This window comes from Mesorhizobium sp. B3-1-9 (assembly GCF_006439595.1).
Classification (GTDB): Bacteria; Pseudomonadota; Alphaproteobacteria; order Rhizobiales; family Rhizobiaceae; genus Mesorhizobium.
In genome coordinates, this window is the sequence record NZ_VFTJ01000003.1 from 242,652 (window position 1) to 265,997 (window position 23,346).

Sequence of the window (23,346 nt, forward strand, 5' to 3'; positions counted from 1 at the left end):
GCCGCACTTGCTGCCACTGGCAAAGAGAGCGTAAGTCTAGGGGATATCTAGGGGCTTTCAGGGCGGTGGGGGATGCTGCGAAACTGGAAAGCGTGGCCGGTTGCTATCGGCCTTGTTCTGGCGATTGGCGGGCTTAGCTGGTCACAAGAGACCCAGCTAAGCCAACAAGGCGGTTCCCCGCAACCAGCTACTGCCGAAGATCAGCAACGTACTCCGCAAAACAGCCAAACCCATACGGTCGCGCCTGCGCCGAGCCAAGTTATCAGCGAAGCAAAGACCACCGATGACGAGCAGGGCAGCGCCGGCAAAGAATGGCGCGAAAACCTGGTTGAACATGCGCCCGATTGGTCGGTCGCCTTCTTCACCTTTGTTCTGTGCGTGTTTACCGGGTTGCTCTGGCGCTCCACCAATAAGCTCTGGCTGGCCGGCGAAAAGCAAATGAAGCTGATTCAGGACAATGCTGCCCAGCAATCCACCGACATGCAGGCGTCTACCAAAGCCGCTCAGGACGCCGTCGCAGTCTCCAGAGAAACTGGCGTGACGCAAGTACGTGCGTACATCAGCGTAACCAAGGCGGAAGTCAGCTTTCATCCACTCCCGTATCTTATTGATGTCGTTACGGGCAAATCCACTAAGCAATATCAAATGTGGGTGGACCTGAAAGTCGGCAATTTTGGTCGAACGCCAGCTCGGCGCATCCAAACTAGTTGGGTTATCTCTCGCTACGCCGATCCGAGTGACGTTTGGGCTGGCCGCAGGAACTTCATCGAAAACATCGACATTCCGCCAGAGCAGACAGACTACATCGTGAGCGATGCACAATTTAAGGCCCCCGCTGAAGCGGGGGAGCGTTTCGCCAACCAGGAAATTGATCTCGTTTTGGAGGGAGCGGTCATCTACGATCCCGTTGTTGGACCGCCCCAGCGCATAACGCCATTCCTCTATCTGCTCAGCTTTGACGAGACGCTCGATAGCGGTGTGAAAATCCGCATGTCGACCTATGTGGACCATGCGACCTAACCATGCAGCAGTCGCGACAATCCATCCCAGCCATGCGCCTAATCGCGATAGCGTTTTTTCTGGCGCTATGCGGCGTCGCCCAAGCCGATCCGTGGTGGCTTGAATCATCTCAGTCAGCTCATCCACCAGGCAAGCAACAGGCCGCCGCCGAAGGCGCAGCCCAAAACCGCGAAAATGAAGGTGGCGAAACCGTTTGGCAGCGGACGATAACCGATCCGATCGCGCTCTATACCTTTATTTTGACGCTCTTCACGGGTGTTCTCGGCGCTTCTACAGTCGCGCTTTGGTGGGAAACCCGCCGGATTCGCAAATCGGCTGCGGAGGACATCCGAACGCTCCAACGGGCATACTTGAGCGTCGAACCATATGGCGTGCATGCGCATAACGAGCGCGGGCGTGCCCGGCTCCCCGGTGACAAGGGGCCGTTCCAAAGCGTGCCGCAAATCAAAATATCCAACGCCGGGAATTTGCCCGCCCGAGAAATTAGGTGGGTGATTGAACACAAGTTCAATCACGACAGGCGACTGGATGACTTCCCGATAGATGAGACTAAATGTGAGGGGCGAAACGTAATACCGCCTTCCGGGCACATGATTCAGGGCGGCATAGTCATCAACGTTGGTGAGGTCGGCACTACCGACCCGGGCGAATTGAGGGAGGAAACCGATCGTTTCCTGTATGTCTGGGGGATCGTCATCTACGATGACGGTTTCAGGGAAACCAGACGGACCCGGTTTTGCCACCGCTACAATTGCGTCAATCTTGATTATGTCTTGGCCGACGTAAGGGCCCCTAAGCGAGGTTACATCGGTCGCTCGATAGCGGCCGAGTTCGCCCGGTATCACCGCTATGGTAACGATGCTGATTGAAGCGGCCCATGCCGCCCGCGCCCGCACGAACCTACTCCTAGCTCACTGACTCCCCCCCGCGATCTAGGGATTGTTGCTCGGGTCGTCCCGTGGCGTTTGCGCCATAATACCGGAATAGTCCGCTCTTGGCGCTCGACCGGCTTCGACGGCCTAAAGCCTGCTGAAGAAGCCCGACAGAATGTTCGGACCCGCTTCGCCAGGCCGCAGCCTGATCCCGTCCTCGAAGCAGTTCAGCGTCACGCACTCGAAGCCGCTGGCCGCGAGGAGCGCCACCAGCGAGTCGCGGTCGAAATGGTGCAGGTGCTCGTTGGGCAGCCGCATGCGCCACTTGTCGAACCATGTGTCGCCGTCGGCGCCGAGCTCGCGCCAGCGGCAATAGGGGACGGCGACGGCAAGGTGACGGGTCTGAAGACGCGAGAGGAAACTGAGATCCGGGATGTGCTCAAGCACATCGAACATGGCGACGAGGTCCCAGGTGCCGGCCAGTGCCTGATCCCAATCGACGAAGCGAACCCCCTTTGGCAAGGGGAATTCAGCGATATCGCAGCCGGCGCAATCGGCGACGCCGGTTATCCTGGCGGCTTCGATGAATGTGCCGGTGCCATATCCGATTTCCAGCACCGAGCGAGGAATCTCCCCGGTGACGCCGAGCACCCAGCCAAGCCGCTGATAGCCGAGCTTGATGGTCCGGTCGCTCAGGTCCTCGTAGTAGGAGATGTATTTCTTGTCGTATTTGATCGGTGTGAAATCGATCTGGTGGATCACGCCGAACCTGTCCACTTCATAGTTGTCCAACATGTCCGCGCGGCCTCCGGATACCGAGTTCCTTACATGGTCAATGACACGCAGCCACGGTTCTAAGCGCCTCGGCACGTGAAGGCGCGGGCAAAGCCCCGATCCGCCGAACAGAGGCATAGAACCTTGGATAGTCGCCGGAGCATAAGTCGAGCAAGCGAAGAAACGCCGGAACCTCTTCGCTGTAGACGGCGATCGCGGCGAGCTTCGCGTTGTTAATAGGGCCATCGAACCAGGCGTCATATCCTCGGTATCCGGCCCATCGCCTGTTGCGCATTTGCCGGTAGCGCATCCGCAACCTGTCGATCGTGGCGGCTTTGGCGGCCGCCATCCGCTCCGGGCTGCGCGGGCTTCGATAGACCTGGCTCAACTCGTCCCGGGTTTTCGATATCAGTCCGAGAAAATCCGCCTTGCGCTTGCGATCGACTTCGTAACTGCGCAATCCGGCGCGATTGCCGGTGGCGCGCAGCCATTTCCTCGTACCGGTGGTTTCGACGGCAACCGCGAAAGCCTCGTTGAACGCGGAGTCGCCGTTCACATAGACTTTCTGATGCGCCAGCTCATGGAAGACAAGGCTTGCCAGATAGGTGTCGTTCTGACGCAGCATGGTGCTGAGCAGCGGGTCGCTGAACCAGCCTAGCGTGGAATAGGCCGTGATGCCCGTCACATAGACGTCCAGCCCCTGTCGCTGCAGTTCAGCGGCATTTTCGAGCGCGTCCTTGCGCGAAAAATAACCCTTGTAGGGAACGCAGCCGAACACCGGAAAGCACCATGTTACCGGCGCGAGAGAGAATTGCGGTGCGGCAAAGACCGCCAAGGTCACGTCGTTCCGACCGAGGTCGACATAACTGCGATAGCTGCTGTTATCGGGCAGCGCCAGTTCTTCCGTGGCAAAGCGACGTATGGCGCTGGCCGACGTCAGCTTGGTGCGCAACGCCTCTGGCGTCGAAGGATCATGGATCAGCTTCGCAACATTCTTGCGCGCGGCCATGATCCCGACATGGCCTTCCAGTGATTGCGCATAGTAGGAAATGCTGGTGCACCCGGTCACGCCGGATGCCATGATCGCAGCGGCAAGCAATCGAAAAACGCGCTTCACAGCTTGCCCACCGCCTGCTCATCTCCATGGAGCAAATGTCTCCATTTGCTCCCCTGTCTCAGGCGCGTCTATTTTCGTCAAGACCTGAAGGGTAGCGGGCTGGACACTCGATTTCGCAGCGGTGATCGGGCAATACGGCGCTCAAACGAAAATCTCACCCTCGCCGCGCGGCCAGCCGCAGCCACGGCGCGAGATGGAACGCCGCCATCAACAGATACATCGGCACCATGCCGCTGAGCGCCGAGGCGCCCGACATGCACATCATGTCGTGTCCGTCATAGGCAGCCGTGAGCAACGCCATCATTGCGAAGGTGGGCGCCGCGGCGAGACAGAGCCAGTCGGCGAGGCCGAAGCCGCTCAGGCCGGCCGGGCGAGGGGAGTCGATGCTCATGATATCCACCTTCTGAAGCGGGCAGGTTTCAAGCCCATAGGAACAAGGGCGAAGCGATCGGCCACGGCGGCGCAACTCCACGCCGCCGGTTCCGCTTCATGCTCAGCCGTTCTTGTTGCGGAACGCCGCTTCGCCGGCATCCGACACCTCGACCCATCTCTGGTCGGGGGCGGCACCTGCTTCGTAACTGTCGTGCCAGTTCCACCATTTGTAGGTCTGGGTCTGCGGATAGCCCTCGGGCGAATCCTCCCACACCTCCTGACGGCCGAGTGGCGTGACGTCGAGATAGCTCCACACGGTGCCGAAGGCTTCGTCGCCGCGGTTGTTGACGAAATAGGTGCGGAAGATGCGCTTGCCGTCATGGATGAAGACGTTGTGGCCGTGCCATTCGTCGACGCCGAAATCCTTATCCCAGCTGTCGGTGATGGTGTACCAGGGCATCTTCCAGTCCATGCGCTCCTTCAGCCGCTGGATGTCGGCCTGTGGCGCGCGCGAGGCATAGGCAAGCGTGGTGTCGCGGGCGTTGAGATGGGCGAGGTTGCCGACCTGGTCGGCGCCGAGCGAGCAGCCGCGGCAGGCATGTTCCGGCCAGCCAAAGACGCCGGGCTCGAAGAAGGCGCGGTAGACGATAAGCTGCCGGCGGCCTTCGAACAGATCGAGCAGGCTCGCCTTGCCGTTCGGGCCTTCGAACACATAGTCCTTCTTGACTTCCATCCACGGCATGCGGCGGCGTTCGGCGGCCAGAGCGTCGCGGGCGCGGGTGACGGCCTTTTCCTTCACCAGCATCTCTTCATACGCGCCTTCCCACGCTTCCTGCGAAACGACCGGCGGTGTCTTCATGTGTTGGGTCATTGCTCTTGTCCCGTTCTTGGGTTTGGTTGGGGGTGACGAGGACAGACATAGGGCCGCATCCGGCGATGGTGAGAGTTACAAGTGTGGCGCGATTTGCTGCAGCGGGCTTTGAGGCGGCGGCATGGACTCGCTGATCAACGCCGCCGGCCGCGCGCTTGCCGCGGGCGATCCGCTCGGCGCCTTGAAGCGCGTCGCGCTGCGCGACGATGCGCCGGCGCTGGCGCTGCGCGGCATCGCGATGGCGCAGCTCGGCGATTTTGCCAAGGCCAAGGCGTTGCTGAAGGACGCCGCCCGCGCCTTCAGCCCGAGGGAAGCGGTAGCGCGTGCGCGTTGCGTCGTCGCCGAGGCCGAGATCGCGCTGGTCTCGCGCGATCTTGGCTGGCCGGAGAAGGCTCTGCGATCCGCCCGTGCGACGCTCGCCGCGCGTGGCGACCGGTTGAACGCTGCCTATGCCGGCAGTCTTGAGGCGCGCCGCCTCATCCTGATCGGCCGCCTCGACGAGGCCGAGCGCCTGCTGGCGGACTTCGATCCGGCGCCGCTGCCGCCGGTGGCGCGCGTCGCGCATGAACTGGCGGCCGCCGGCATAGCCGTCCGCCGCCTCAGGACCAAGGCGGCGCGCTCGGCCTTCGGCCGGGCATCGCTTGCCGCCTATCAAGCCAACATCCCGGCATTGAAGGCCGAAGTCGAAGCGGCGTCCTTGGTGCTGAACACGCCGGTCGGCCGGCTAATCGCGCGCGGCATCGAGAAAGAACTGCTGCTCGACGAGGTGGAAGCGCTGCTGACCTCGGGCGCGCTGGTCGTCGATGCCTGCCGCAACGTCGTACGCCAGGCCGACGCGGTCGTTTCGCTTGCGACCCGGCCTGTATTGTTCGCGCTGGCGCGCACGCTTGCCGAGGCATGGCCGGCGGATGCCTCGCGCGAAGTGCTGCTGAGGCGCGCCTTTCGCGCCAGGCACGCCGATGAATCGCATCGCGCGCGGCTCAGGGTCGAGATGGGACGGCTGCGCGCCGAGCTCGCCGGGCTGGCAGAAATCAACGCGACGGCCGCCGGTTTCACGCTCACGCCGGTCAGCGCCGCTGAGGTCGTCGTGCTGGCGCCGCCGGTCGAGGAGGAGCATGGTGCGGTGATGGCCTTCCTGACCGACGGCGAGGCCTGGTCGAGCTCGGCTCTGGCGATCGCGCTTGGCGCCAGCGCGCGCACCGTCCAGCGCGCGCTGGAGCAGCTTTCGGCCGAACACAAGGTGCAGGCCGTCGGCCGCGGCCGGGCGCGCCGTTGGATGATGCCGCCGGTGACCGGATTCCCGACTGTGTTGTTACTCCCGGGTCCGCTGCCCAGCGACTAGTTTCCCGATACTGGATCGAGGAGACGTCATGAAACTGATCAGATTGCGGGCGCCAGGCGGCCTGGAAAAACTGGAACTGGTTGAGGAGGATCGGCCCGAAGCCGGACCGGGAGAGTTGCTGGTCCGGATCCGGGCGTGCTCGCTGAATTTCCACGACAGCATGGTTGTCACGGGCAAGAAGCCCTGCGCCGACGGTCGTATTCCGCTGTCCGATGGCGCGGGCGAGGTGGTTGCGGTCGGCGACGGTGTCGAAGCATTCAAGGCTGGCGATGCCGTCGTCAGTTGCTATTGGCCCGACTGGCTGGGCGGCGAGGCTTCGCGCGCGAACAAGCGGGGCGAATTGGGCGACGATCTCGACGGCTATGCACGGGAGTATGCGTGCATGCCCTGGCAGGCTTTCACGAAAGCGCCGGCGGGTTACACCCACGTGGAGGCGGCTACACTCACTTGCGCCGGGGTCACTGCCTGGAGAGGCCTGGTGGTGTGCGGTCAGGTGAAGTCCGGCGATACGGTGCTGATCCTCGGCGCGGGCAGCGTGTCGCTGTTCGCGCTGCAGTTCGCCAAGATGGCTGGTGCCCGTGTTATTGCTACATCCTCCTCGGATGCGAAACTCGAAAAGCTACGGCGACTCGGCGCCGATGCTCTCATCAACTACAAGGCCGTGCCGGACTGGGGCAGCAAGGCGAGGGACCTGACCGATGGACGCGGTGTCGATCATGTAGTCGAGGTCGGCGGTCCAGGCACGCTGGCCCAGTCGATAACGGCTTGCAGGATAGGCGGCCACATCGCTCTGATCGGGGTGTTGACCGGCTTCGCCGGAGAAGTGTCGATCCCGGCGCTGTTTTCCAATCAGATCCGCGTTAGTGGAATTTCCATCGGGAACAGGGCTGACCAGGAAGACATGATCCGGGCGATAACGGTCAATGGCCTCAGGCCCGTGATCGGTCGCAGTTTTCCGCTGCACGAAATTGCTTCGGCCTTCAGATCGTATGAGAGCCAAAAGCATTTCGGCAAGGTCTGCGTCGAACTTTAAGGCGCCGGCTTCGGTAAATTCGCGACTGTGTTGTTACTCTCAGGTCTGTAGCCGGGCGGCTAGAGTCGAAGCTGACACAAGAGATCGATGGAGATTGGAAAATGAAACGAGCCGCTGCCGAGATCCTGCGTGAATTCGGACCGTTCCCCGGCGTCGAGCGCGTCAACGGCGTTACCTATGATGGCGAAAATGTCTGGTTCGCCAGTGGCGACAAGCTGAACGCGCTCGATCCCGACAGCGGCATGATCGTGCGTACGATCGATGTCGCCTCACATGCCGGTACTGCCTTCGACGGCGAATATCTCTACCAGATTGCCGAGGATCGTATCCACAAGGTCGACCCGAAGATCGGCAAGGTCGTCGCAACCATTCCTGCCCCCGGCAACGGGGGTGACTCAGGCATGGCCTGGGCCGAGGGTTCGCTCTGGGTCGGCGAATACCGGGCACACAAGATCCATCAGATCGATCCTGAAACGGGCAAGGTGATCCGCACGATCGAATCGAAGCGCGTCGTCACCGGCGTCACCTGGGTCGATGGCGAGCTCTGGCATGCCACCTGGGAGGGCGAGGAGGGCGATCTGGTGCGCGTCGATCCCGACACAGGCGACGTGCTGCAGGAACTGGCGATGCCCTCCGGCGTGTCGGGGCTGGAATCCGACGGCGGCGGCTGCTTCTTCTGCGGCGGCGGGAGCAGCGGCAAGATCAAGGCCGCGCGGCGCCCGGGACACGGCGGTGGCAAGTAACGGGCTAATGGATGGAGCGGCCTGATCAGGCCGCCTCGCGTGCCGGCCGCGGCATGGGCTTGCTGGAGGCCTTGGCGGCGTTCGGCCTGTCGACATGCGCCCAGGCCGGCCGCTCGAACAGGAAGGTGCCGAAGCCGATGCGCTTGACGATGAAGTAGAGCACCACCGGGCTGACGACCGAGACGAGCAATACGGCGAGGCTCAGCATGCCGGTGTCGGTCAGAAGGCCACTTGCCAGCATGACGCCGCGGAAGATCGACATCGGGATGGTGAAGGCGACATAGACGACCAGCGAATGCTCGCCGAGCCAGCGCAGCCATTCCATCGAGGCGAATTTCGACAGGAAGCCGCCGGCGACGCAGAGCGCCACCGCGCCGGCGACGGCAAGCGACAGATGCAGCGGCGGCCATGCCGCCAGGCCCATCTGCATGCCGACCGGCTGCACGGCGTAGCCCGGCGAATAGACGAGCAGGCCGTTGACGAGCGCCCAGGCAAGCAGGCCCGCAACGGCGATCGCCGAGCGAGCCTGTGTCCACTCGACCAGCCGGAATATCAGCGGCGCCAGGACGAAGCCGAGATAGAAGAACACGAAATAGGCCGCGAACTGCTCAAGCGCATAGCTGTCCGGCTTCGGCGCCCACATCTGCAGGGCGGCGGCAGCCAAGATGACGATCCAGTGCGGCACGCGAAGCTCCCGCAGCAGTCGTATGACGATCCCGAACACCGCCAGCATGTAGATGAACCACAGGACGCCGTAGGGCTGGACGGCGGCCATCGCGAGATCGTGCAGCATGCCGGCGGGGTCGCGGCTGAAGATGCCGATCTTCAGCCCGATCGAGATGATCGCCCAAAGCACATAGAAATAGAGGTAATGGACGACGCGGCGGTCGACATAGCGCCGCCATGGCCGGTCGATCACCTGCGACAGGAACAGGCCCGAGATCAGGAAGAATTCCGGCATGCGGAACGGCGTCGCGAAGCCGATGACATAATGCAGGAAGCCGACGCCGCCGGTGTATTCACCGGTGTTGTAGGCGGCATACATCATCACCACCAGGATGATGGAAAGACCTTTTGCCGTATCCACCCACGGCATGCGGTTTGGATTGCTCATGAACGATCTCGAGGAAAATTCAACTGCCGCAATTGTAGCGGACGGGCGCGTGCCCCGCAGCAACAAGCTTACGATATCGTAAACGGAAGCCTTGCCCGGGGCCGATGTTAACCATCGTCCGACGCTGAAACCAAGGCGGCGACGCGCGTCTCGCGCATCGCTATCGCGACGATCGCACCCGACAGGAAGGTCAGCGCCGCGATTGCTCCGATCGCCGCGGAGAAGCCGAAGAAGTCGGCGATCAGGCCTGCCGACAGCGCCCCGATCGCATAGCCAAGATCGCGCCAGAAGCGATAGACACTGAGCGAGCGCGCCCGCCAGGAGGGATGCGATGCGTCCGACACCGCCGCGATCAGGCACGGATAGACCATCGCCGTGCCGAGGCCAAGCAGCAAGCTCGCCAGCAGCCACCAGCCGAAATCGCGCGTCATGGCGGTCAGCAGAAGCCCGGCCGCCTGCACCCACATGCCGGCGACGATCAGCCCTTTGCGGCCCCAGCGGTCGCTCAGCGGCCCGGTCGCGACCTGGAGGATGCCCCACACCGCCGGATAGACCGCCTTGAGGATGCCGATGCGCTCGATGCCGAGCCCGTTGGCAACGAAGAAGAGCGGAAACAGCCCCCAGCTCATGCCGTCGTTCAGATTGTTGACCAGGCCGGCCTGCGAGGCCGCGAACAGGTTGCGATCGCCAAACGAGGTCCGCATGAAGATCTCGCGGAAGCCGAGCGGCGAAGCTGCTTTCGGATGGTTCGCCAGCTCCAGCCGCACATGCTCGCGCGTGTCGCGCACAAGCAGGATCGATAGCGCGGCACCCAGAATCGCATAGCCGACGCCGAGATAGATCGGCACGGGACGAAAGCCGTAGCGGCTCGCGAGGTAGCCGGTCAGAAAAGCGGTGACGCCGACGGCGAGGTAGCCGGCGAACTCGTTGAGGCCGACGGCGAGCCCGCGCGATTTCGGTCCGACCAGGTCGACCTTCATGATCACCGTCATCGACCAGGCGAAGCCCTGGTTGATGCCGAGCAGCGCGTTGGCGGCGACAATCCAGCCCCAGCTCGGAGCTGAGATGATGATGAAGGGCACCGGCAGGCCGAACAGCCAGCCGAGGATCAGCACGCGCTTGCGACCCCATCTGTCGGCGAGCTGGCCGGAGACGAGGTTGGCGCAGGCCTTGACCACGCCGAAGCTGACGATGAAGGAGACGACCAGCGTGGTGGAAGCGACGCCGAACTCCTCCGCGCCGATCAGCGGCACGACGGTCCGTTCGATGCCGACCATGCCGCCGACAAAGGCGTTGATCAGCACCAGGAGCGAAAACTGCTTCCAGTTGGCCTGGAGGCCGAGCGCGACGGCGGACGCCGCTGTGCTCAAGGTTTCGCTCCGGCGTTGACGACCCGGTTCCGGGCGGCCTCCGGCGGCGGGGGAGGGATGTCGGCGGTCATGGCGGCGACGAACTCACCCTCGTCCTCGATGCGGAAGGCCTTGTTGAAGCGCCGCTCGAAGCCGATGGTCGATGTCGGCTTGCCGCTCAGCGAGCGGCCGCAGACAGAACCGGAATAGGCGCCGGGCAGCACCTCGATGTGATCGGGCAATTCCTTCAGGCGGCGCACGCTGGCGTAGAGCGCGCGGGCGCCGTCCTCGGCGTTTGAAGCAAGCTCGGTGCGGCCGAGATCGCCGACCATCAGCGTGTGCCCGGTGAGCACGAACCAGGGTTCGGTCGATCGCGTCCGGTCGGTGACCAAAAGGCTCAAATGTTCCGGCGTGTGGCCCGGCGTATGCATGACGGTCGCCGTCACATTGCCAAGCTCCAGCACCTCGCCGTCCTTGACACGCCGGAACGGGAAGTCGGCCGCAGCGCCTTCGAACAGCACGTATTCGGCGCCGGTCGCTTCGGCAAGCGTACGCCCCACCGAGATATGGTCGGCGTGGATATGCGTGTCGACGACATAGAGGATGCGCATACCGGTCGCGCGCGCCGCCTCGACATAGGGCGCGATGTCGCCGAGCGGATCGACGACTGCCGCGGACGCCTTGCCGCCGCAGCCGAACAGATAGGAAGCGGCCACCGGGTCGCTATGCAGGAACTGCCTGAGAATCATCGCTTTTTCCTCCGATCAGGCGAACGTGCCGGGCAGCGCGCACTGCTTGACAGCCCGAGCTGAAACTGACATTCAATAATTCTATTGAATGACGATGCGTTAGTGAAAAGGCGATGTCAATCCGCAATCCGAAACAGGCGCTGTACGAGCAGTTCGCGATCGTCGCCAAGGCGCTCGGTCATCCGCTGCGCCTGGAAATGATCGAGCATCTCGCGCAAGGCGCGCGCAGCGTCGAGGCGCTGGCGGTCAAGCTGGGCCAGCCTGTCGCCAACATCTCCCAGCATCTGCAGGCGCTGCGCCGCGCCGGCATCGTCTCGGCCGAGCGCGACGGCAAGTTTGTCCGCTACGCACTCGCGGATGAAAGCGTGCTCTCCGCTTTCGCCTCGGTGCGCGGCGTCGCCGAACGGCATCTCGCCGAGGTCGACCGCATCGTGCGCGGCTATTTCGACGCGCGCGACGACATGCGGCCGGTCACGCGCGACGAGCTCCGCACGCTGATGCGCGACGGGCTGGTGACGCTGATCGACGTTCGTCCTGCCGATGAATTCGCGCTCGGCCATGTGCCGGGCGCAATCAACGTGCCGTTGGGGGAAGTCAGGGCGTGGTCTGCCACCGTCGCTCCCGACCGGGAGGTCGTCGCCTATTGCCGCGGCCCGTGGTGCGTGATGTCCTTCGAGGCGGTCGCGGCGTTGCGCTCGCTCGGGTATTCCGCGCGCCGGCTCGAGGACGGCATGCCGGAATGGAAAGCCGCCGGTCTGCCGGTGGAAGTGACGGCCTGATCGTGGCCAATTGGACAGCGCGGAATGCTCGCAAGCGGATAGGCCGCTGAGCACCAATTGCAGACGCTTGGTGACAACATGGCGAATGCCTTGAGCGGGGCCGTGAGCCGATTAAGCAGGTTTTCGCCCTTTTCCGGGCAAACCATCTCGACCGCTTAGTAGGTGATCTTCGGGTACCAGTCGGTCCCGCGGCCTTCCGGCGTCCAGTCCAGGACGTTCCACAGCATCATCAAGTCCGGCTCGGTTGTCGGGTCTTTGCCCGGATCGGCTGACTCGAAACCCAGCTCCGCGCCCCAGAAGTGCCGAATGGTTCCGTCGCGTCGGGTGAAGACGTTTTCGGCGGCGGTATCGGTCCCATCGTCCATGATCGCGTGGTAGTCCCGGCTAAAATTCCCGTTGACGTCGGCGTAGAAAGGCAGGTTCTTCCAGCCACGCTCTACCTTGAAGGCGATCTGCCGCTCGATGACCGAAAGGCCGACGACGGAGAGGGCGATTCGCTGGCGGAGGTGGTCGGCGTTGCCATCCAGGCAACTCAGGAGCGAGGTGCACATTGGGCAAGGGCGCTGGCGCTTGGGGCCATACATCCAGTTGTAGACGAACAGAGTATCCTTATCGCCGAAGAGCTCCTCGAAGCCGACGGGATTGGCGCCGGCCACGCTACTGGCTTCGCCAATGAACTGATAGTCGCCCTTCACCTCGCCGCCAGGCGGCAAGGCGCGACGCTGGGCGGCGACGCGCGCGATGTGGCGGTTGAGTTCGATCTCCTCGATCAACAGGGCCTCGCGCGCCTTGCGGTACTCGACGCTCTCGTTCGGCTGGCGGGCGCGGTTCTTGTGAGCGATCGCAGCAGCGGGTTGCAAGGTGGAACCGTCGGCCATGACGTGTCTCCTTTCCAATCCCTTTCAACTGGTCACCCGCCTTAGGGTTCCGCCTGGATCGCTGCTGCGCGCGATACGCAGACTGTCGTATTAAACGGTGCTTTATTGCGCTTCGTAGAGTTCCAACGGCAGTCCATCCGGGTCGCTAAAGAAGGTGAAGCGCCGATCCGTATATGGGTCGATCCGGATTGGCTCTACGGCAACGCCGGCGGCTTCCAGGCGCACAACCACGAGGTCGATGTTCCCCACAGCAAACGCCAGGTGCCGCAGCCCTGTCGCCTCTGGATAAGACGGCCGCGGCACCGGGTCAGGGAAGGAGAATAATTCCAGCTGGGCGGATCCGATTCGCAGGTCGGCCTTCCAAGACTGCCGGTCCTCCCGATAGACCTCGCGGATCAGGTCCAGGCCGAGGAGCTCGACATAGAACCGTCGCGACCGATCGTAGTCGGTGCAGATAAGCGCGACGTGGTGAATGGCGTCCAGCATCTTTCGAACTCTAGCCAAGCCGGGCTTTTGGGCCAAGGTCAGGCTGTCGCGCGGGAAACTCCCATGTCGGCTTTTCGAGCGCAACATTTGCCCGAGGTAAACGTACGGCGCCTTTCAGGATTGGCTCGCGGTCGTTGCACGGCGACATTTGAGCGCGGCTGCCCTTCACGTCGCGGCAAATGTAAATTCGCTTCGGGTCAGAGCCTGACATCCAGACAACCGTACCATGGCCCGCTTGGTCGCGGGCGGGCCATGGCGGTTGGGCTGCTGTGAAACTGCGGACTCTCAGTCCTTGGCGCGCTCGACATAGGAGCCGTCGGCGGTCATCACCACCACGCGCGTGCCGGCGGAGATATGCGGCGGCACGGCGGTGCGCACGCCGTTGGAGAGCATTGCCGGCTTGTAGGACGAAGACGCCGTCTGGCCCTTGGTGACCGGCTCGGTGTCGACCACCTCGAAGGTGGCGCGCTGCGGCAGCACCAGCGAGATCGGCACGCCGTTGAACTGCGCGAGCTGGACGGCCATGCCTTCCTGCAGATAGGGCGCCATATCACCGACCACGGCTTCCGAGGCCACGACCTGGTCGTAGCTTTCCGGGTTCATGAAGTGAAAACCTTCGCCGTCGGAATAGAGGAAGGTGTGCTCGCGCTCCTCGACATAGGCGCGCTCGACCATTTCGGTCGTGCGGTAGCGCTCCGAGACCTTCACTCCGTCGCCGATGCGGCGCATGTCGAGCTGGGTCACCGGCGTGCCCTTGCCAGGGTGGATGTTTTCGGCAAAGAGGATGACATAGAGCTTGCCGTCCTTATCGACGACGTTGCCTTTGCGTAAGGAACTGGCGATGACCTTGACCACGGTATTCGATCCCATTCGAGTTTTTCGGCCTGCAGGCGTCGATTTCCGCGAAGCGGCGACGGCGGCCATCGCCTGCGCCCTAGCGCATCTTGCGCTGAACCGCCAGCCTGCCGAGCGATTTTCCTGCCCATGACCGCCGCCTCGCCCTGGTGGACGCCGCATATCCATGCCGACCGCCGGCCCCGGCTGATGGCGCGCAATGCTATCGCCGCCGCCCTTCGCGGCTGGTTCGCGCAACGCGATTTCGTCGAGGTGACGACCTCGGCGCTGCAGGTTTCACCGGGCAACGAGGCGCACCTTGCCGCCTTCGCCACCGAGGCGATCGGGCCCGACGCGTCGCGCCGGCCGCTCTATCTCCACACCTCGCCCGAATTCGCCTGCAAGAAGCTGCTCGCCGCCGGCGAGGAACGCATCTTCAGCCTCGGCCCCGTCTGGCGCAACCGCGAGCGCGGGCCGCTGCATCACCCTGAATTCACCATGCTCGAATGGTACCGCGTCGGCGATACGGTTGAACGCCTGATGGACGATTGCGCCGACTTCCTGGCGCTCGCCGCGGAAAAAGCAGGCGCCACAAGCTTCCGTTTCCGCGGTCGCGAGGCCGACCCGTTCGCCGAGCCCGAGCGGCTGAGCGTGGCCGAAGCCTTTACTCAATATGCAGGCATCGACCTTCTTGCGACCGTCTCGGTCGACGGCGGCACCGATCGCGACGCGCTTCACGAAGCGCTGGTCCGAGCCGGACTGCGCACCGCGCCCGACGACAACTGGGCCGACCTGTTCAGCCGGGTGATGGTCGAAAAGATCGAGCCGGCGCTGGGGCAGGGGCGCGCCACCATCCTTTACGGCTATCCGATTTCGGAAGCGGCACTCGCCCGGCCGAGTGCCGAGGATCCGCGTGTTGCCGAGCGCTTCGAGCTCTATTGCTGCGGCGTCGAGCTTGCCAACGCCTTCGGCGAGCTCACCGACCCTGCCGAGCAACGTCGCCGCTTCATCGCCGAGATGGACGAGAAGGAGCGCGTCTATGGCGAGCGCTATCCGCTGGACGAGGATTTCCTCGCTGCCCTGGCCAACATGCCGCAAGCCAGCGGCTCGGCCCTCGGCTTCGATCGGCTGGTGATGCTGGCGACGGGCGCCGCAAGGATCGACGACGTGATCTGGGCGCCGGTGGCGTGATGTCAGCCGCCGTTGGCCTTTGAGTCAGGTCGGGATTTTCCCCGACTCTGCAAGGCCAGGAATTGTTTGTAACCTTTGCGCCCCATGCGGGCGCGCAAAGCCTCGCGCGTCTCGGCTTCTCCGCATGCCGCCAGGATCTCGTCGAAATGATCGGCCAAAATATCCTGAATTGTAGGGTCGTTGAAATATGCATTCAACGGAACCCCATCCGGCACGCTGGGGGCATCCATCAGGGTCCAGAAAGCACGTCCGTGGGTGGAGACAAAATCCCGGGCACGTGAAGCCAGTTCGCGCACGATGGCGCTTCGCCGCGCGCACGAGCGCTGATGGGCGGCTTTGCTGAATGTCCTCAGGCCCGGCATGGAGGGCTGCGCGCCATGCACGTTGCTTCCGTGAATTCGGTAGGCCGAAAGCGGAAGATCTATGCAGGCCGAACCAGCCAAGGCATGCACGAACGGCATGAAATAATTGTCGGTCGCGGCATTGCCGACAACGGCCCGAGATGGCTTGCATCGGGCAAGATAATGCCGCTTGTACATGTTCGCCGTTCCAGGCGACCAGTGCCAGCCGGGCTCGTGTGGTTCTATCACCGTGGACTGTTGCCAGAGCAACTCGCGCTCTCGTCCTCCCAAGATCATGTGATCTGAATTTGCACGATCGGGATCGAAGGGCCGGCCCACCCTGCGGTGCAGCAGCCATGCAAAACCGGAAGACAGCGGCCGCCCGACATGGTCGGTTTCAAGAACGCCGCTCGACGTCGCCGCGATCGTCGGGCAGTCGCGATGAAGCTGGGCGTGGAAGGCCGCGAAGGTCGCGAACAGGAAATCGTCGGCGTCCACGATACAGACCAATTCGCCCGTCAGGCGATCCACGACGTGAAGGAATGCGCCCATCTGGTGCAGGTTGCTGTCCAGATATTCGAACGCCAGCCTGGGGTCGGTATTCTCGAACTCCGCGATGACATCGCGGCTGTCGTCGGTCGAGGCGTTGTCGACGACGAGGCATTCGAAGTCGTCATAAGTTTGCGACAGAACGCTCGATATCGCTTGGCCGACATAGCGGCCGTAATTGTGGTTGATGATGAGGAAGCTGATTTTCGGCGCGGTCATTATCGTCTCGGCTTCCTCTTCAGGAAGGCGCGGAGATCGCGGGACAACATTTTGCGAAGGACGCGCATCGGAATTCCGCCTCCGAAACCGGCTCTGAGGATAGATCTTGCCTGTGCGCCGGAAAACCGGGCCGTGACCTCCTTGCTGAATCCTTTGGCACCGAAGACAGACCTCAATTGCGGCGCGTTGCGCTTGAATATCTCGACCGCGATCTCATTGCTGAAATAGTCGCGCAACTTATCAGGGTTTTCCCGTGTGACCCGGTCTACGACAGGCCAAAACTCTGCCCCCAGAACCCAGTCGAAACGGTCGCTTTGTTCGATCAGGAACCTTACGCTTTCATATGTGAATTGCTCCAATCTGACAGTGTAATCTCTTGTTCCGCTACGCATGCCCTCGATGCTTTCACCGGTCGCGAAATAATTGCTCGAATGCAGGCGATAGCCGGACAAGGGCATATCGATCAGCGCGCTGCCGGCAACGGCATGGCAGATCGTATTGAAATAGCCGTCCGCCGATGTCATCCGCGGGCTGCTGCCGTCGTCCAGGCTCAACAGACGCAGCACCGATGTACGGAACATGTTCGCGCTGCCCGGCGCCCAGAGCCAGCCTATTTGCCACCGCGGTATGGTCGCCGTGTTGGCGTCGAGGAGCCGGTATTGCGAGGGGGACACCGTCGGCAGTCTCAACACGGTCCGCTCGCCTCGAAGGCCTCGTTGCGCGTCCGGTCTGTTCAACTGGAGTTGCTGGTAGGAGGCCGTCAGGGCCTTGCCAGTCGAATCCATCTCGGCGACGTTGGCTGACGTGAAGCCGACGCTTCGTTGCAACGCCATGTGCACCTGGATGTGCGTCGAAGCGTAGTTGTCGAACAGCACATCATCCGCGTCCACGAAGGTCACGAATCCGCCATTCACCTTGTCCAGAGCCCACAGGGCGGCGCCGAGCTGGCCGCCGTTTTGCGCCAGCGTCTCGACCCGGAAACGCGGATCGCCCTCGACATGCCGGGCAATCACCTGCACGCTGTCGTCGGTCGAGCCGTTGTCGATGACGATGCACTCGAAATGCGGATAGTCCTGCCGGCGTATGGAATCGATCGCGGCGCCGACATAGCGGCCGTAATTCCAGTTGATGACGACGAAGCTGACGAGCGGCGGCGACAGCGCGCCGCCGGCCAGTTCGCCGATGTCGCGTCCAGCGATCGTGAATGACTTGGCCGCGACGATCCCGTTCTTGCGAATGATGATCTGCTGGTCCCGGTGCAACAGCTCGTATTCCCCGGCGACCTGGCTCAGGAAGGCTTCGATCCCTGCCTCGGGGCGCCTGGCCATCGGCAGATCTGGCCCCCACGGATGATCGTCCAGGATCATGACACCATCATTGTCGAGCAGGTCCCAGGCCAGTCGGGCATCGCTGTAAGTGGCTGTGGCGGAATGGTCGCCGTCGACATAGATCACGTCGTATAGCCGGTGTTCGGCGGCAAGGCCCGGCAGGATCGTTACCGAGTGGCCCTTGCGTTTCTCGACCCGGCCGGCGAAGGGCTTGAGATTGCGGTCGAAGCGTCGTTCGACCTCGGCCATGTCCGATTCATACTTCGAGCCGACATGCTCTTCGCTGCCCTGGAAGCTGTCCACGCAGGTGATGTGGGATTTTGGCAGGAACTGCAGGAAAAACAGCGCCGAACGGCCCTCGAGCGAGCCGATTTCGAGCACCGCCGTCGCCGTGCCGGCCTTGTCGCCGAGAAGCTTCTCCCAAAGCTTCAGGTGATGGGAGGTCCAGTCATAGGTAAACTCTCCACCGACGAAATACTCCATCCTTCCCCCATTTTAGCCCGGCGCCATCAGCTCGGCGCTGACGCGCGCGGCCAAACCCCTTCATCAGAGCGTGAACGCTCTTCCCGCGATCGGAACCCCTTCCTGTCGCTTTGGGCGATTTGGTCGCGGTATCCTGATTGCCCGCCGCCCATTGCACAAGCGGCAATGGAACAATAGATGGTGCGGTGGCATCCATAGATGGTGCGGTGGCAGCCACGGATGGACGCGGCCGGATCCGGCTTGGCAGACCGCGTGAACAAACAGGAACAACCTTATGACCGATAAGCTCGACGCAGCGAAATTGACCGATCGCGTCGCGGCGCTCGTCGAGGCTGCCAGGCGCGCCGGCGCCGACGCGGCCGACGCGGTCACGGTGCGCGGCCGTTCGGCCGGCGTCTCGGTCCGGCTGGGCAAGGTCGAGGGCACCGAATCGTCGGAGAGCGAGGATATGTCGCTACGCGTCTTCGTCGGCCAGCGTGTGGCGAGCGTCTCGGCCACCGCCGCATCCGACCCGAAGGCGCTTGCCGAGCGTGCCGTTGCCATGGCCAGGGTTTCGCCCGAGGATCCGTTCCAGGGCCTCGCCGATCCGGCGCTGCTCGCCCGCAATTTGCGCGATCTCGACCTCTTCGACCCGACCGAAGTTTCCGCCGACCAGCTCAAGGAAGCTGCCCTTGCCGCCGAAGCGGCCGCATTGGCGGTCAAGGGCGTCACCAATTCCGCGGGCAGCAGCGCTGGCGCCGGCCTTGGCGGCCTGGTTCTCGCCACTTCGCATGGCTTTGTCGGCCATTATGTCGCCTCGCGTTTCTCGCGCTCGACCAGCGTCATTGCCGGAGAGGGCACAGCGATGGAGCGCGACTATGAATTCTCCTCGCGCCAGCATTTCGCCGATCTCGACGCGCCGGAAGAGATCGGCCGCAAGGCCGGCGAACGCGCGGTGCGCCGCCTCGGCGCCCGCAAGGCGGCGACCGGCCCGGTCGACGTGGTGTTCGATCCGCGCGTCGCGCGCGGCATAGCCGGCCATCTGGCCGGCGCCATCAACGGCGCCGCGGTCGCCCGCAAGACCAGCTTCCTGCGCGACATGATGGGCAGAGCGGTGGCCTCGGCCGCCATCACCGTCACCGACGAGCCTTTGCGGCGGCGCGGCCAGGCCTCGCGCCCGTTCGATGGCGAGGGCGTCGAGGGCGACAAGCTGCTGATGGTCGAGAAGGGCGTGTTGAACCACTGGTTCCTGTCGACCTCGGCCGCGCGCGAGCTCGGTCTCGTCACCAATGGACGCGGCTCGCGCAGCGGCTCGTCGGTTTCGCCGTCCTCGACCAACTTTGCCATCGAGCCAAGCGAGCGTTCGCCGCAGGATTTGATCGCGTCGTTGAAGAGCGGCTTCTATGTCACCGAGGTCTTCGGCCAGGGCGTCGACATGGTCACCGGCGAATACAGCCGCGGCGCTTCCGGCTACTGGATCGACAACGGCGCGCTGGCCTATCCCGTGGCCGAGGTGACGATCGCCTCGAACCTGAAGACCATGTTCCTCAACATGGTGCCGGCCAACGATCTCGACCGCAATTTCGGCACGGCGGCGCCGACGCTCCTGATTGAAGGGATGACCCTTGCCGGCGCTTGACCAATTGACTTCGAATGAGGCCCGCGACGACCTCGCTCTGCTGCGCGAGGCCGCCCGCGAGGCCGGCATCATCGCCATGCGCTATTTCGGCAACAGCCCGCAGGTGTGGATGAAGGGCGGCACCTCGCCGGTGAGCGAGGCCGACCATGCCGCGGACGCCTATCTGCGTGAGACCTTGCTCCGGGCGCGTCCGGATTATGGCTGGCTGTCGGAGGAGACCGCCGACGACCATGCCAGGCTGTCGGCCCGCCGCACCTTCGTCGTCGATCCAATCGACGGCACGCGCGGCTTTCTCGATGGCCTGCATTCCTGGTGCGTCAGCGTCGCCGTGGTCGAGGACGGGCGTTCGCTGGCCGGCGTGCTCGAATGCCCGGCCAAACGCGAGACCTATTGGGCGCTGCCGGGCGAGGGCGCCTATCTCAACGACAAGCGCATCCACGTGCGGCCGCTGGGCGAAAGCGTCGATATCGGCGGACCCAAGCCGCTGGTCGACTTGATGCCGCAGGCTTGGCAGGAAAGGCTGCGGCGGACCGCCTACATTCCTTCGCTTGCCTATCGGCTGGCGATGATCGCCGCAGGCAAGCTCGACGCGACCTTCGTCAAGCCGAGCGCGCATGACTGGGACATCGCCGCCGCCGATCTCATACTCACGGAGGCGGGCGGCGCATTGCTCGACCGTACCGGCAAGCCGCCGCGCTACGCCGGCGAGGTGATCAATCACGGCGCGCTCGCCGCCGGCAGCGGCGAGCTGCTTGCCGTGCTCGCCGGCGTAATTGCCGGCATTGACCAAGGGTGAGTCGGCCCGCAGTTCCAAAATCGACCGCTTTGGGCTAAACGTTTCACAAAACTCATGAATCTGCGAAGGGTCGGCATGGCCGTGGAAGACGGAAAGAAGCAGCTTTTGCACCTGGTTTTCGGTGGCGAGCTGAAAAAGCTGGGTGGAACCGAGTTCCGTGACCTCGACTCCCTCGACATTGTCGGCATCTATCCCGACTATCAGACCGCGCTTGGCGCCTGGAAAGCCAAGGCGCAGGCCAGTGTCGACAATGCCCATATGCGCTATTTCGTTGTTCATCTGCACCGTCTGCTCGATCCAGAATCGAAGGTCGGCGGTTGACGTCGATGGAGCATGAAGCGGTGAAAGGGGCGACCAGGCGGCGCGCCGCCAGGCGCGGCGGAACGCGCACGCTGTGGCGGCGTATCCGCGAGCCGTTGGCGCAGTCGAGTTTCGTCAAGAACTTCATCGCCAGCCTGTTCGCCTGGTTCCTGCGGCTGATTCGCCTCACCAGCCCGCTCGTCGAGGGCTCGACGCAGGTAGCAGGCGGCGCTTATGCCCATCTCGAGCCCGGCATCATCGCGCTCTGGCATGGCCAGCATCTTTTGACCCCCGCCTATTACCCCAAGGGCCGGCAGCTGGTCGCCATGGTCTCGCGCAGCGCCGACGCCGAGCTCCAGGCGCTGATGATCGAGAAATTCGGCATCGAGGCGGTGCGCGGCTCCGGCGGCCGCAACAGTTCGAGGCATCTCGACAAAGGTGGCGCCAAGGCCTTGATCGCGCTCAAGAAGTCGCTCGTCGCGGGCAAGAACGTCGCCATGATTGCCGACATTCCGAACGGCACGCCGCGCGACGCCGGGCTTGGCATCGTTCTCCTGGCAAGGCTTTCCGGCCGGCCGATCCTGCCCTCGGCGATCGCCACCAGCCGCCGCAAGGTGCTGGAGAAGAGCTGGGACAAGACCACCATCAACCTGCCTTTCGGCCGCTCTGCGGTCATCGTGGGGCCGCCTGTCTTCGTGCCCGCCGATGCCGACGACGCCGAGATGGAGCGCAAGCGCCAGGAGCTCACTGCCTCTCTCAATGTCGCGACGGCTGAGGCTTATCGCCTCGTGGACGGCGGCAAATGAGCGAGCGCTGGGCGCGTGCGGCCCTGACTGCCTATCGCTATGCGGGGGCGGCCGCCTATCCGCTGATCGGCCCCTATGTCGCCTGGCGCGCCTCGCGCGGCAAGGAGGATCGCGTCCGCCGCCGCGAACGCTATGGCGTCGCCGGCCGTCCCCGTCCGGAAGGGCCGGTGATCTGGATCCATGCCGCAAGCGTGGGCGAGACGATCGCGGTGGTGCCGCTGGTCGAGAGCATCCTCGACTATGGCGTCAACATCGTCCTGACCACCGGCACCGTGACCTCGGCCAAGGTCGCCGAAGAGCGTCTTGGCAACCGCATCATCCACCAATATGTGCCGCTCGATCTGAAGCCGGCGGTAAGCCGCTTCCTCGATCACTGGCGGCCGGAACTGGCGATCATCGCCGAATCGGAAATCTGGCCGATGACCATCCTGGAGCTTGGCGCCCGCAACGTGCCGCAGGTTCTGGTCAATGGCAGGTTGTCCGACCGCTCCTTCATGTCCTGGAAGAAGCGCGCCGGCGTTGCCGAGGCGCTGTTCGAGAATCTTGCCCATGTCATCGCCCAGTCGGATGTCGACGGCGAGCGGTTCCGCGCGCTCGGCGCCAGGCCGGTCACCGTCTCCGGCAACCTCAAGGTCGACACCAGCCCGCCGCCGGCCGACGAGCGAGCCTTAGCCACCCTGCAGCGCCAGATCGGCGGCCGTCCGACCTGGGCTGCGATCTCGACCCACGATGGCGAGGAGGTCGTGGCCGCGGAGGTCCATGCCAGCCTGCACAAGCGACATCATGGGCTCTTGACCATCATCGTGCCGCGTCACCCCGATCGCGCCGATGCGCTGGCCGCGCAGATTTCCGGCATGGGCCTGTCCGTGGCAAGGCGCGGCAAGGGTGACCGCATCTCCCACGATACCGACATCCTTCTCGGCGACACGATCGGCGAAATGGGCCTTTACCTAAGGCTGACCGAGATCGCTTTCGTCGGCCGCTCGCTGACTTCGCAAGGCGGCCAGAACCCGCTCGAGCCGGCGATGCTCGAAACCGCAGTGTTGGCCGGCCGTAACGTGCAGAATTTCCGCGAGGCCTATCAGCGTCTGCTCGACAGCGGCGGCGCCAAGCTGGTGCGCGACCGCGACATGCTGACCGGAGCCGTCAATTTCCTTTTGAGCAACGAAGTGGCGCGCCACGAAATGATGGCGGCCGGTGCTGCCACCGTCGACGAGATGCGCGGCGCGCTTGCCCGCACGCTGAAATCGCTGGAGCCCTATATCCAGCCGCTGGTCGTCAAGGCGCGCCTGAAAGGCGCAAACGGGCGCTAGATCATGATGCCAAAAATCGGGACCGGTTTTTGGAAAAGTCCATGCGCGAAGCCGAGACGCATGGGGCAG

At 63.6% G+C, this 23,346-nt stretch carries 24 protein-coding genes; 12 read left to right on the top strand and 12 right to left on the bottom strand.

Annotation, left to right across the window (positions count from 1 at the left end):
- Window positions 1-72 precede the first annotated feature (72 nt).
- Together FJW07_RS07430 and FJW07_RS07435 are read left to right on the top strand one after the other, a co-directional pair.
- On the top strand, window positions 73-1,020 hold the full coding sequence (locus tag FJW07_RS07430; RefSeq protein WP_140855479.1) for a hypothetical protein: 948 nt from the start codon (window positions 73-75) through the stop codon (window positions 1,018-1,020).
- A gap of 2 nt (window positions 1,021-1,022) precedes the next feature.
- Window positions 1,023-1,889, top strand: a complete 867-nt coding sequence (locus tag FJW07_RS07435) for a hypothetical protein (protein WP_140855481.1) — start codon at window positions 1,023-1,025, stop codon at window positions 1,887-1,889.
- Between the two features lie 150 nt (window positions 1,890-2,039).
- Here FJW07_RS07435 and FJW07_RS07440 read toward each other — a convergent pair whose 3' ends face one another.
- The 4 genes from FJW07_RS07440 to FJW07_RS07455 form a co-directional block, all read right to left on the bottom strand.
- Window positions 2,040-2,687 carry a class I SAM-dependent methyltransferase gene (locus FJW07_RS07440; protein WP_140855483.1) on the bottom strand — a complete coding sequence of 216 codons (648 nt, stop codon included), beginning with the start codon at window positions 2,685-2,687 and terminating at the stop codon, window positions 2,040-2,042.
- Window positions 2,688-2,724: 37 nt separating this feature from the next.
- Window positions 2,725-3,747, bottom strand: coding sequence for an aminopeptidase (locus FJW07_RS07445; protein WP_140855756.1), 1,023 nt, complete (start codon window positions 3,745-3,747; stop codon window positions 2,725-2,727).
- A gap of 190 nt (window positions 3,748-3,937) precedes the next feature.
- A complete protein-coding gene (locus FJW07_RS07450; RefSeq protein WP_140641165.1) occupies window positions 3,938-4,174 on the bottom strand; it encodes a hypothetical protein in 237 nt (78 codons plus the stop codon).
- Window positions 4,175-4,276: 102 nt separating this feature from the next.
- Window positions 4,277-5,026, bottom strand: coding sequence for a DUF899 family protein (locus FJW07_RS07455; protein WP_140855485.1), 750 nt, complete (start codon window positions 5,024-5,026; stop codon window positions 4,277-4,279).
- A gap of 121 nt (window positions 5,027-5,147) precedes the next feature.
- On the opposite strand from FJW07_RS07455, the gene FJW07_RS07460 reads away from it, so the two are divergent.
- From FJW07_RS07460 to FJW07_RS07470, 3 genes are all read left to right on the top strand, one after another.
- Entirely contained in the window at window positions 5,148-6,368 is a 1,221-nt protein-coding gene (locus FJW07_RS07460) for a helix-turn-helix domain-containing protein (RefSeq protein ID WP_140704214.1), read from the top strand.
- Between the two features lie 28 nt (window positions 6,369-6,396).
- Complete coding sequence (locus FJW07_RS07465) at window positions 6,397-7,401, top strand: NAD(P)-dependent alcohol dehydrogenase (RefSeq protein WP_140855487.1); 1,005 nt, start codon at window positions 6,397-6,399, stop codon at window positions 7,399-7,401.
- Window positions 7,402-7,502: 101 nt separating this feature from the next.
- Window positions 7,503-8,144: a DUF5074 domain-containing protein gene (locus FJW07_RS07470; protein ID WP_140855489.1), complete on the top strand. Its 642-nt coding sequence runs from the start codon at window positions 7,503-7,505 to the stop codon at window positions 8,142-8,144.
- A gap of 25 nt (window positions 8,145-8,169) precedes the next feature.
- Here FJW07_RS07470 and FJW07_RS07475 read toward each other — a convergent pair whose 3' ends face one another.
- The 3 genes from FJW07_RS07475 to FJW07_RS07485 form a co-directional block, all read right to left on the bottom strand.
- Window positions 8,170-9,258, bottom strand: a complete 1,089-nt coding sequence (locus FJW07_RS07475; protein WP_140855491.1) for an acyltransferase family protein — start codon at window positions 9,256-9,258, stop codon at window positions 8,170-8,172.
- Window positions 9,259-9,365: 107 nt separating this feature from the next.
- Window positions 9,366-10,628 carry an MFS transporter gene (locus FJW07_RS07480; protein WP_140855493.1) on the bottom strand — a complete coding sequence of 421 codons (1,263 nt, stop codon included), beginning with the start codon at window positions 10,626-10,628 and terminating at the stop codon, window positions 9,366-9,368.
- On the bottom strand, window positions 10,625-11,356 hold the full coding sequence (locus FJW07_RS07485; protein ID WP_140855495.1) for an MBL fold metallo-hydrolase: 732 nt from the start codon (window positions 11,354-11,356) through the stop codon (window positions 10,625-10,627). Before FJW07_RS07485 ends, FJW07_RS07480 begins: the two co-directional genes overlap by 4 nt.
- A 113-nt stretch (window positions 11,357-11,469) precedes the next feature.
- Here FJW07_RS07485 and FJW07_RS07490 point away from each other — a divergent pair, with 113 nt between their 5' ends.
- On the top strand, window positions 11,470-12,135 hold the full coding sequence (locus tag FJW07_RS07490; RefSeq protein WP_140855497.1) for a metalloregulator ArsR/SmtB family transcription factor: 666 nt from the start codon (window positions 11,470-11,472) through the stop codon (window positions 12,133-12,135).
- A 155-nt stretch (window positions 12,136-12,290) separates the two neighbouring features.
- On the opposite strand, the gene FJW07_RS07495 is transcribed toward FJW07_RS07490, so the two are convergent.
- The 3 genes from FJW07_RS07495 to efp form a co-directional block, all read right to left on the bottom strand.
- On the bottom strand, window positions 12,291-13,013 hold the full coding sequence (locus tag FJW07_RS07495) for a DUF899 family protein (RefSeq protein ID WP_140855499.1): 723 nt from the start codon (window positions 13,011-13,013) through the stop codon (window positions 12,291-12,293).
- Window positions 13,014-13,115: 102 nt separating this feature from the next.
- Complete coding sequence (locus FJW07_RS07500; protein ID WP_140656470.1) at window positions 13,116-13,499, bottom strand: VOC family protein; 384 nt, start codon at window positions 13,497-13,499, stop codon at window positions 13,116-13,118.
- Between the two features lie 285 nt (window positions 13,500-13,784).
- The gene (gene efp / locus FJW07_RS07505; protein ID WP_140542739.1) at window positions 13,785-14,354 is read right to left on the bottom strand and encodes an elongation factor P; all 570 of its coding nucleotides are present in this window, start codon (window positions 14,352-14,354) and stop codon (window positions 13,785-13,787) included.
- 129 nt (window positions 14,355-14,483) lie between these two features.
- Here efp and epmA point away from each other — a divergent pair, with 129 nt between their 5' ends.
- Entirely contained in the window at window positions 14,484-15,524 is a 1,041-nt protein-coding gene (gene epmA, locus FJW07_RS07510; protein ID WP_140855501.1) for an EF-P lysine aminoacylase EpmA, read from the top strand.
- A gap of 2 nt (window positions 15,525-15,526) precedes the next feature.
- Here the strand turns inward: epmA and FJW07_RS07515 are convergent, their stop codons facing one another.
- Together FJW07_RS07515 and FJW07_RS07520 are read right to left on the bottom strand one after the other, a co-directional pair.
- Window positions 15,527-16,633, bottom strand: a complete 1,107-nt coding sequence (locus FJW07_RS07515; protein ID WP_140855503.1) for a glycosyltransferase family A protein — start codon at window positions 16,631-16,633, stop codon at window positions 15,527-15,529.
- A complete protein-coding gene (locus FJW07_RS07520) occupies window positions 16,633-18,444 on the bottom strand; it encodes a glycosyltransferase (RefSeq protein WP_140855505.1) in 1,812 nt (603 codons plus the stop codon). The genes FJW07_RS07515 and FJW07_RS07520 overlap by 1 nt, the downstream gene beginning before the upstream one ends.
- A gap of 274 nt (window positions 18,445-18,718) precedes the next feature.
- On the opposite strand from FJW07_RS07520, the gene FJW07_RS07525 reads away from it, so the two are divergent.
- The 5 genes from FJW07_RS07525 (at window position 18,719) to waaA (ending at window position 23,277) form a co-directional block, all read left to right on the top strand.
- On the top strand, window positions 18,719-20,062 hold the full coding sequence (locus tag FJW07_RS07525; RefSeq protein ID WP_140855507.1) for a TldD/PmbA family protein: 1,344 nt from the start codon (window positions 18,719-18,721) through the stop codon (window positions 20,060-20,062).
- The gene (locus tag FJW07_RS07530) at window positions 20,049-20,858 is read left to right on the top strand and encodes a 3'(2'),5'-bisphosphate nucleotidase CysQ (RefSeq protein WP_140855509.1); all 810 of its coding nucleotides are present in this window, start codon (window positions 20,049-20,051) and stop codon (window positions 20,856-20,858) included. The genes FJW07_RS07525 and FJW07_RS07530 overlap by 14 nt, the downstream gene beginning before the upstream one ends.
- A gap of 75 nt (window positions 20,859-20,933) precedes the next feature.
- Window positions 20,934-21,179 carry a DUF4170 domain-containing protein gene (locus FJW07_RS07535; protein ID WP_140641199.1) on the top strand — a complete coding sequence of 82 codons (246 nt, stop codon included), beginning with the start codon at window positions 20,934-20,936 and terminating at the stop codon, window positions 21,177-21,179.
- 5 nt (window positions 21,180-21,184) lie between these two features.
- Complete coding sequence (locus FJW07_RS07540) at window positions 21,185-21,964, top strand: lysophospholipid acyltransferase family protein (RefSeq protein ID WP_140641575.1); 780 nt, start codon at window positions 21,185-21,187, stop codon at window positions 21,962-21,964.
- Window positions 21,961-23,277, top strand: a complete 1,317-nt coding sequence (gene waaA / locus FJW07_RS07545; protein WP_140783499.1) for a lipid IV(A) 3-deoxy-D-manno-octulosonic acid transferase — start codon at window positions 21,961-21,963, stop codon at window positions 23,275-23,277. The genes FJW07_RS07540 and waaA overlap by 4 nt, the downstream gene beginning before the upstream one ends.
- Window positions 23,278-23,346: the final 69 nt, after the last annotated feature.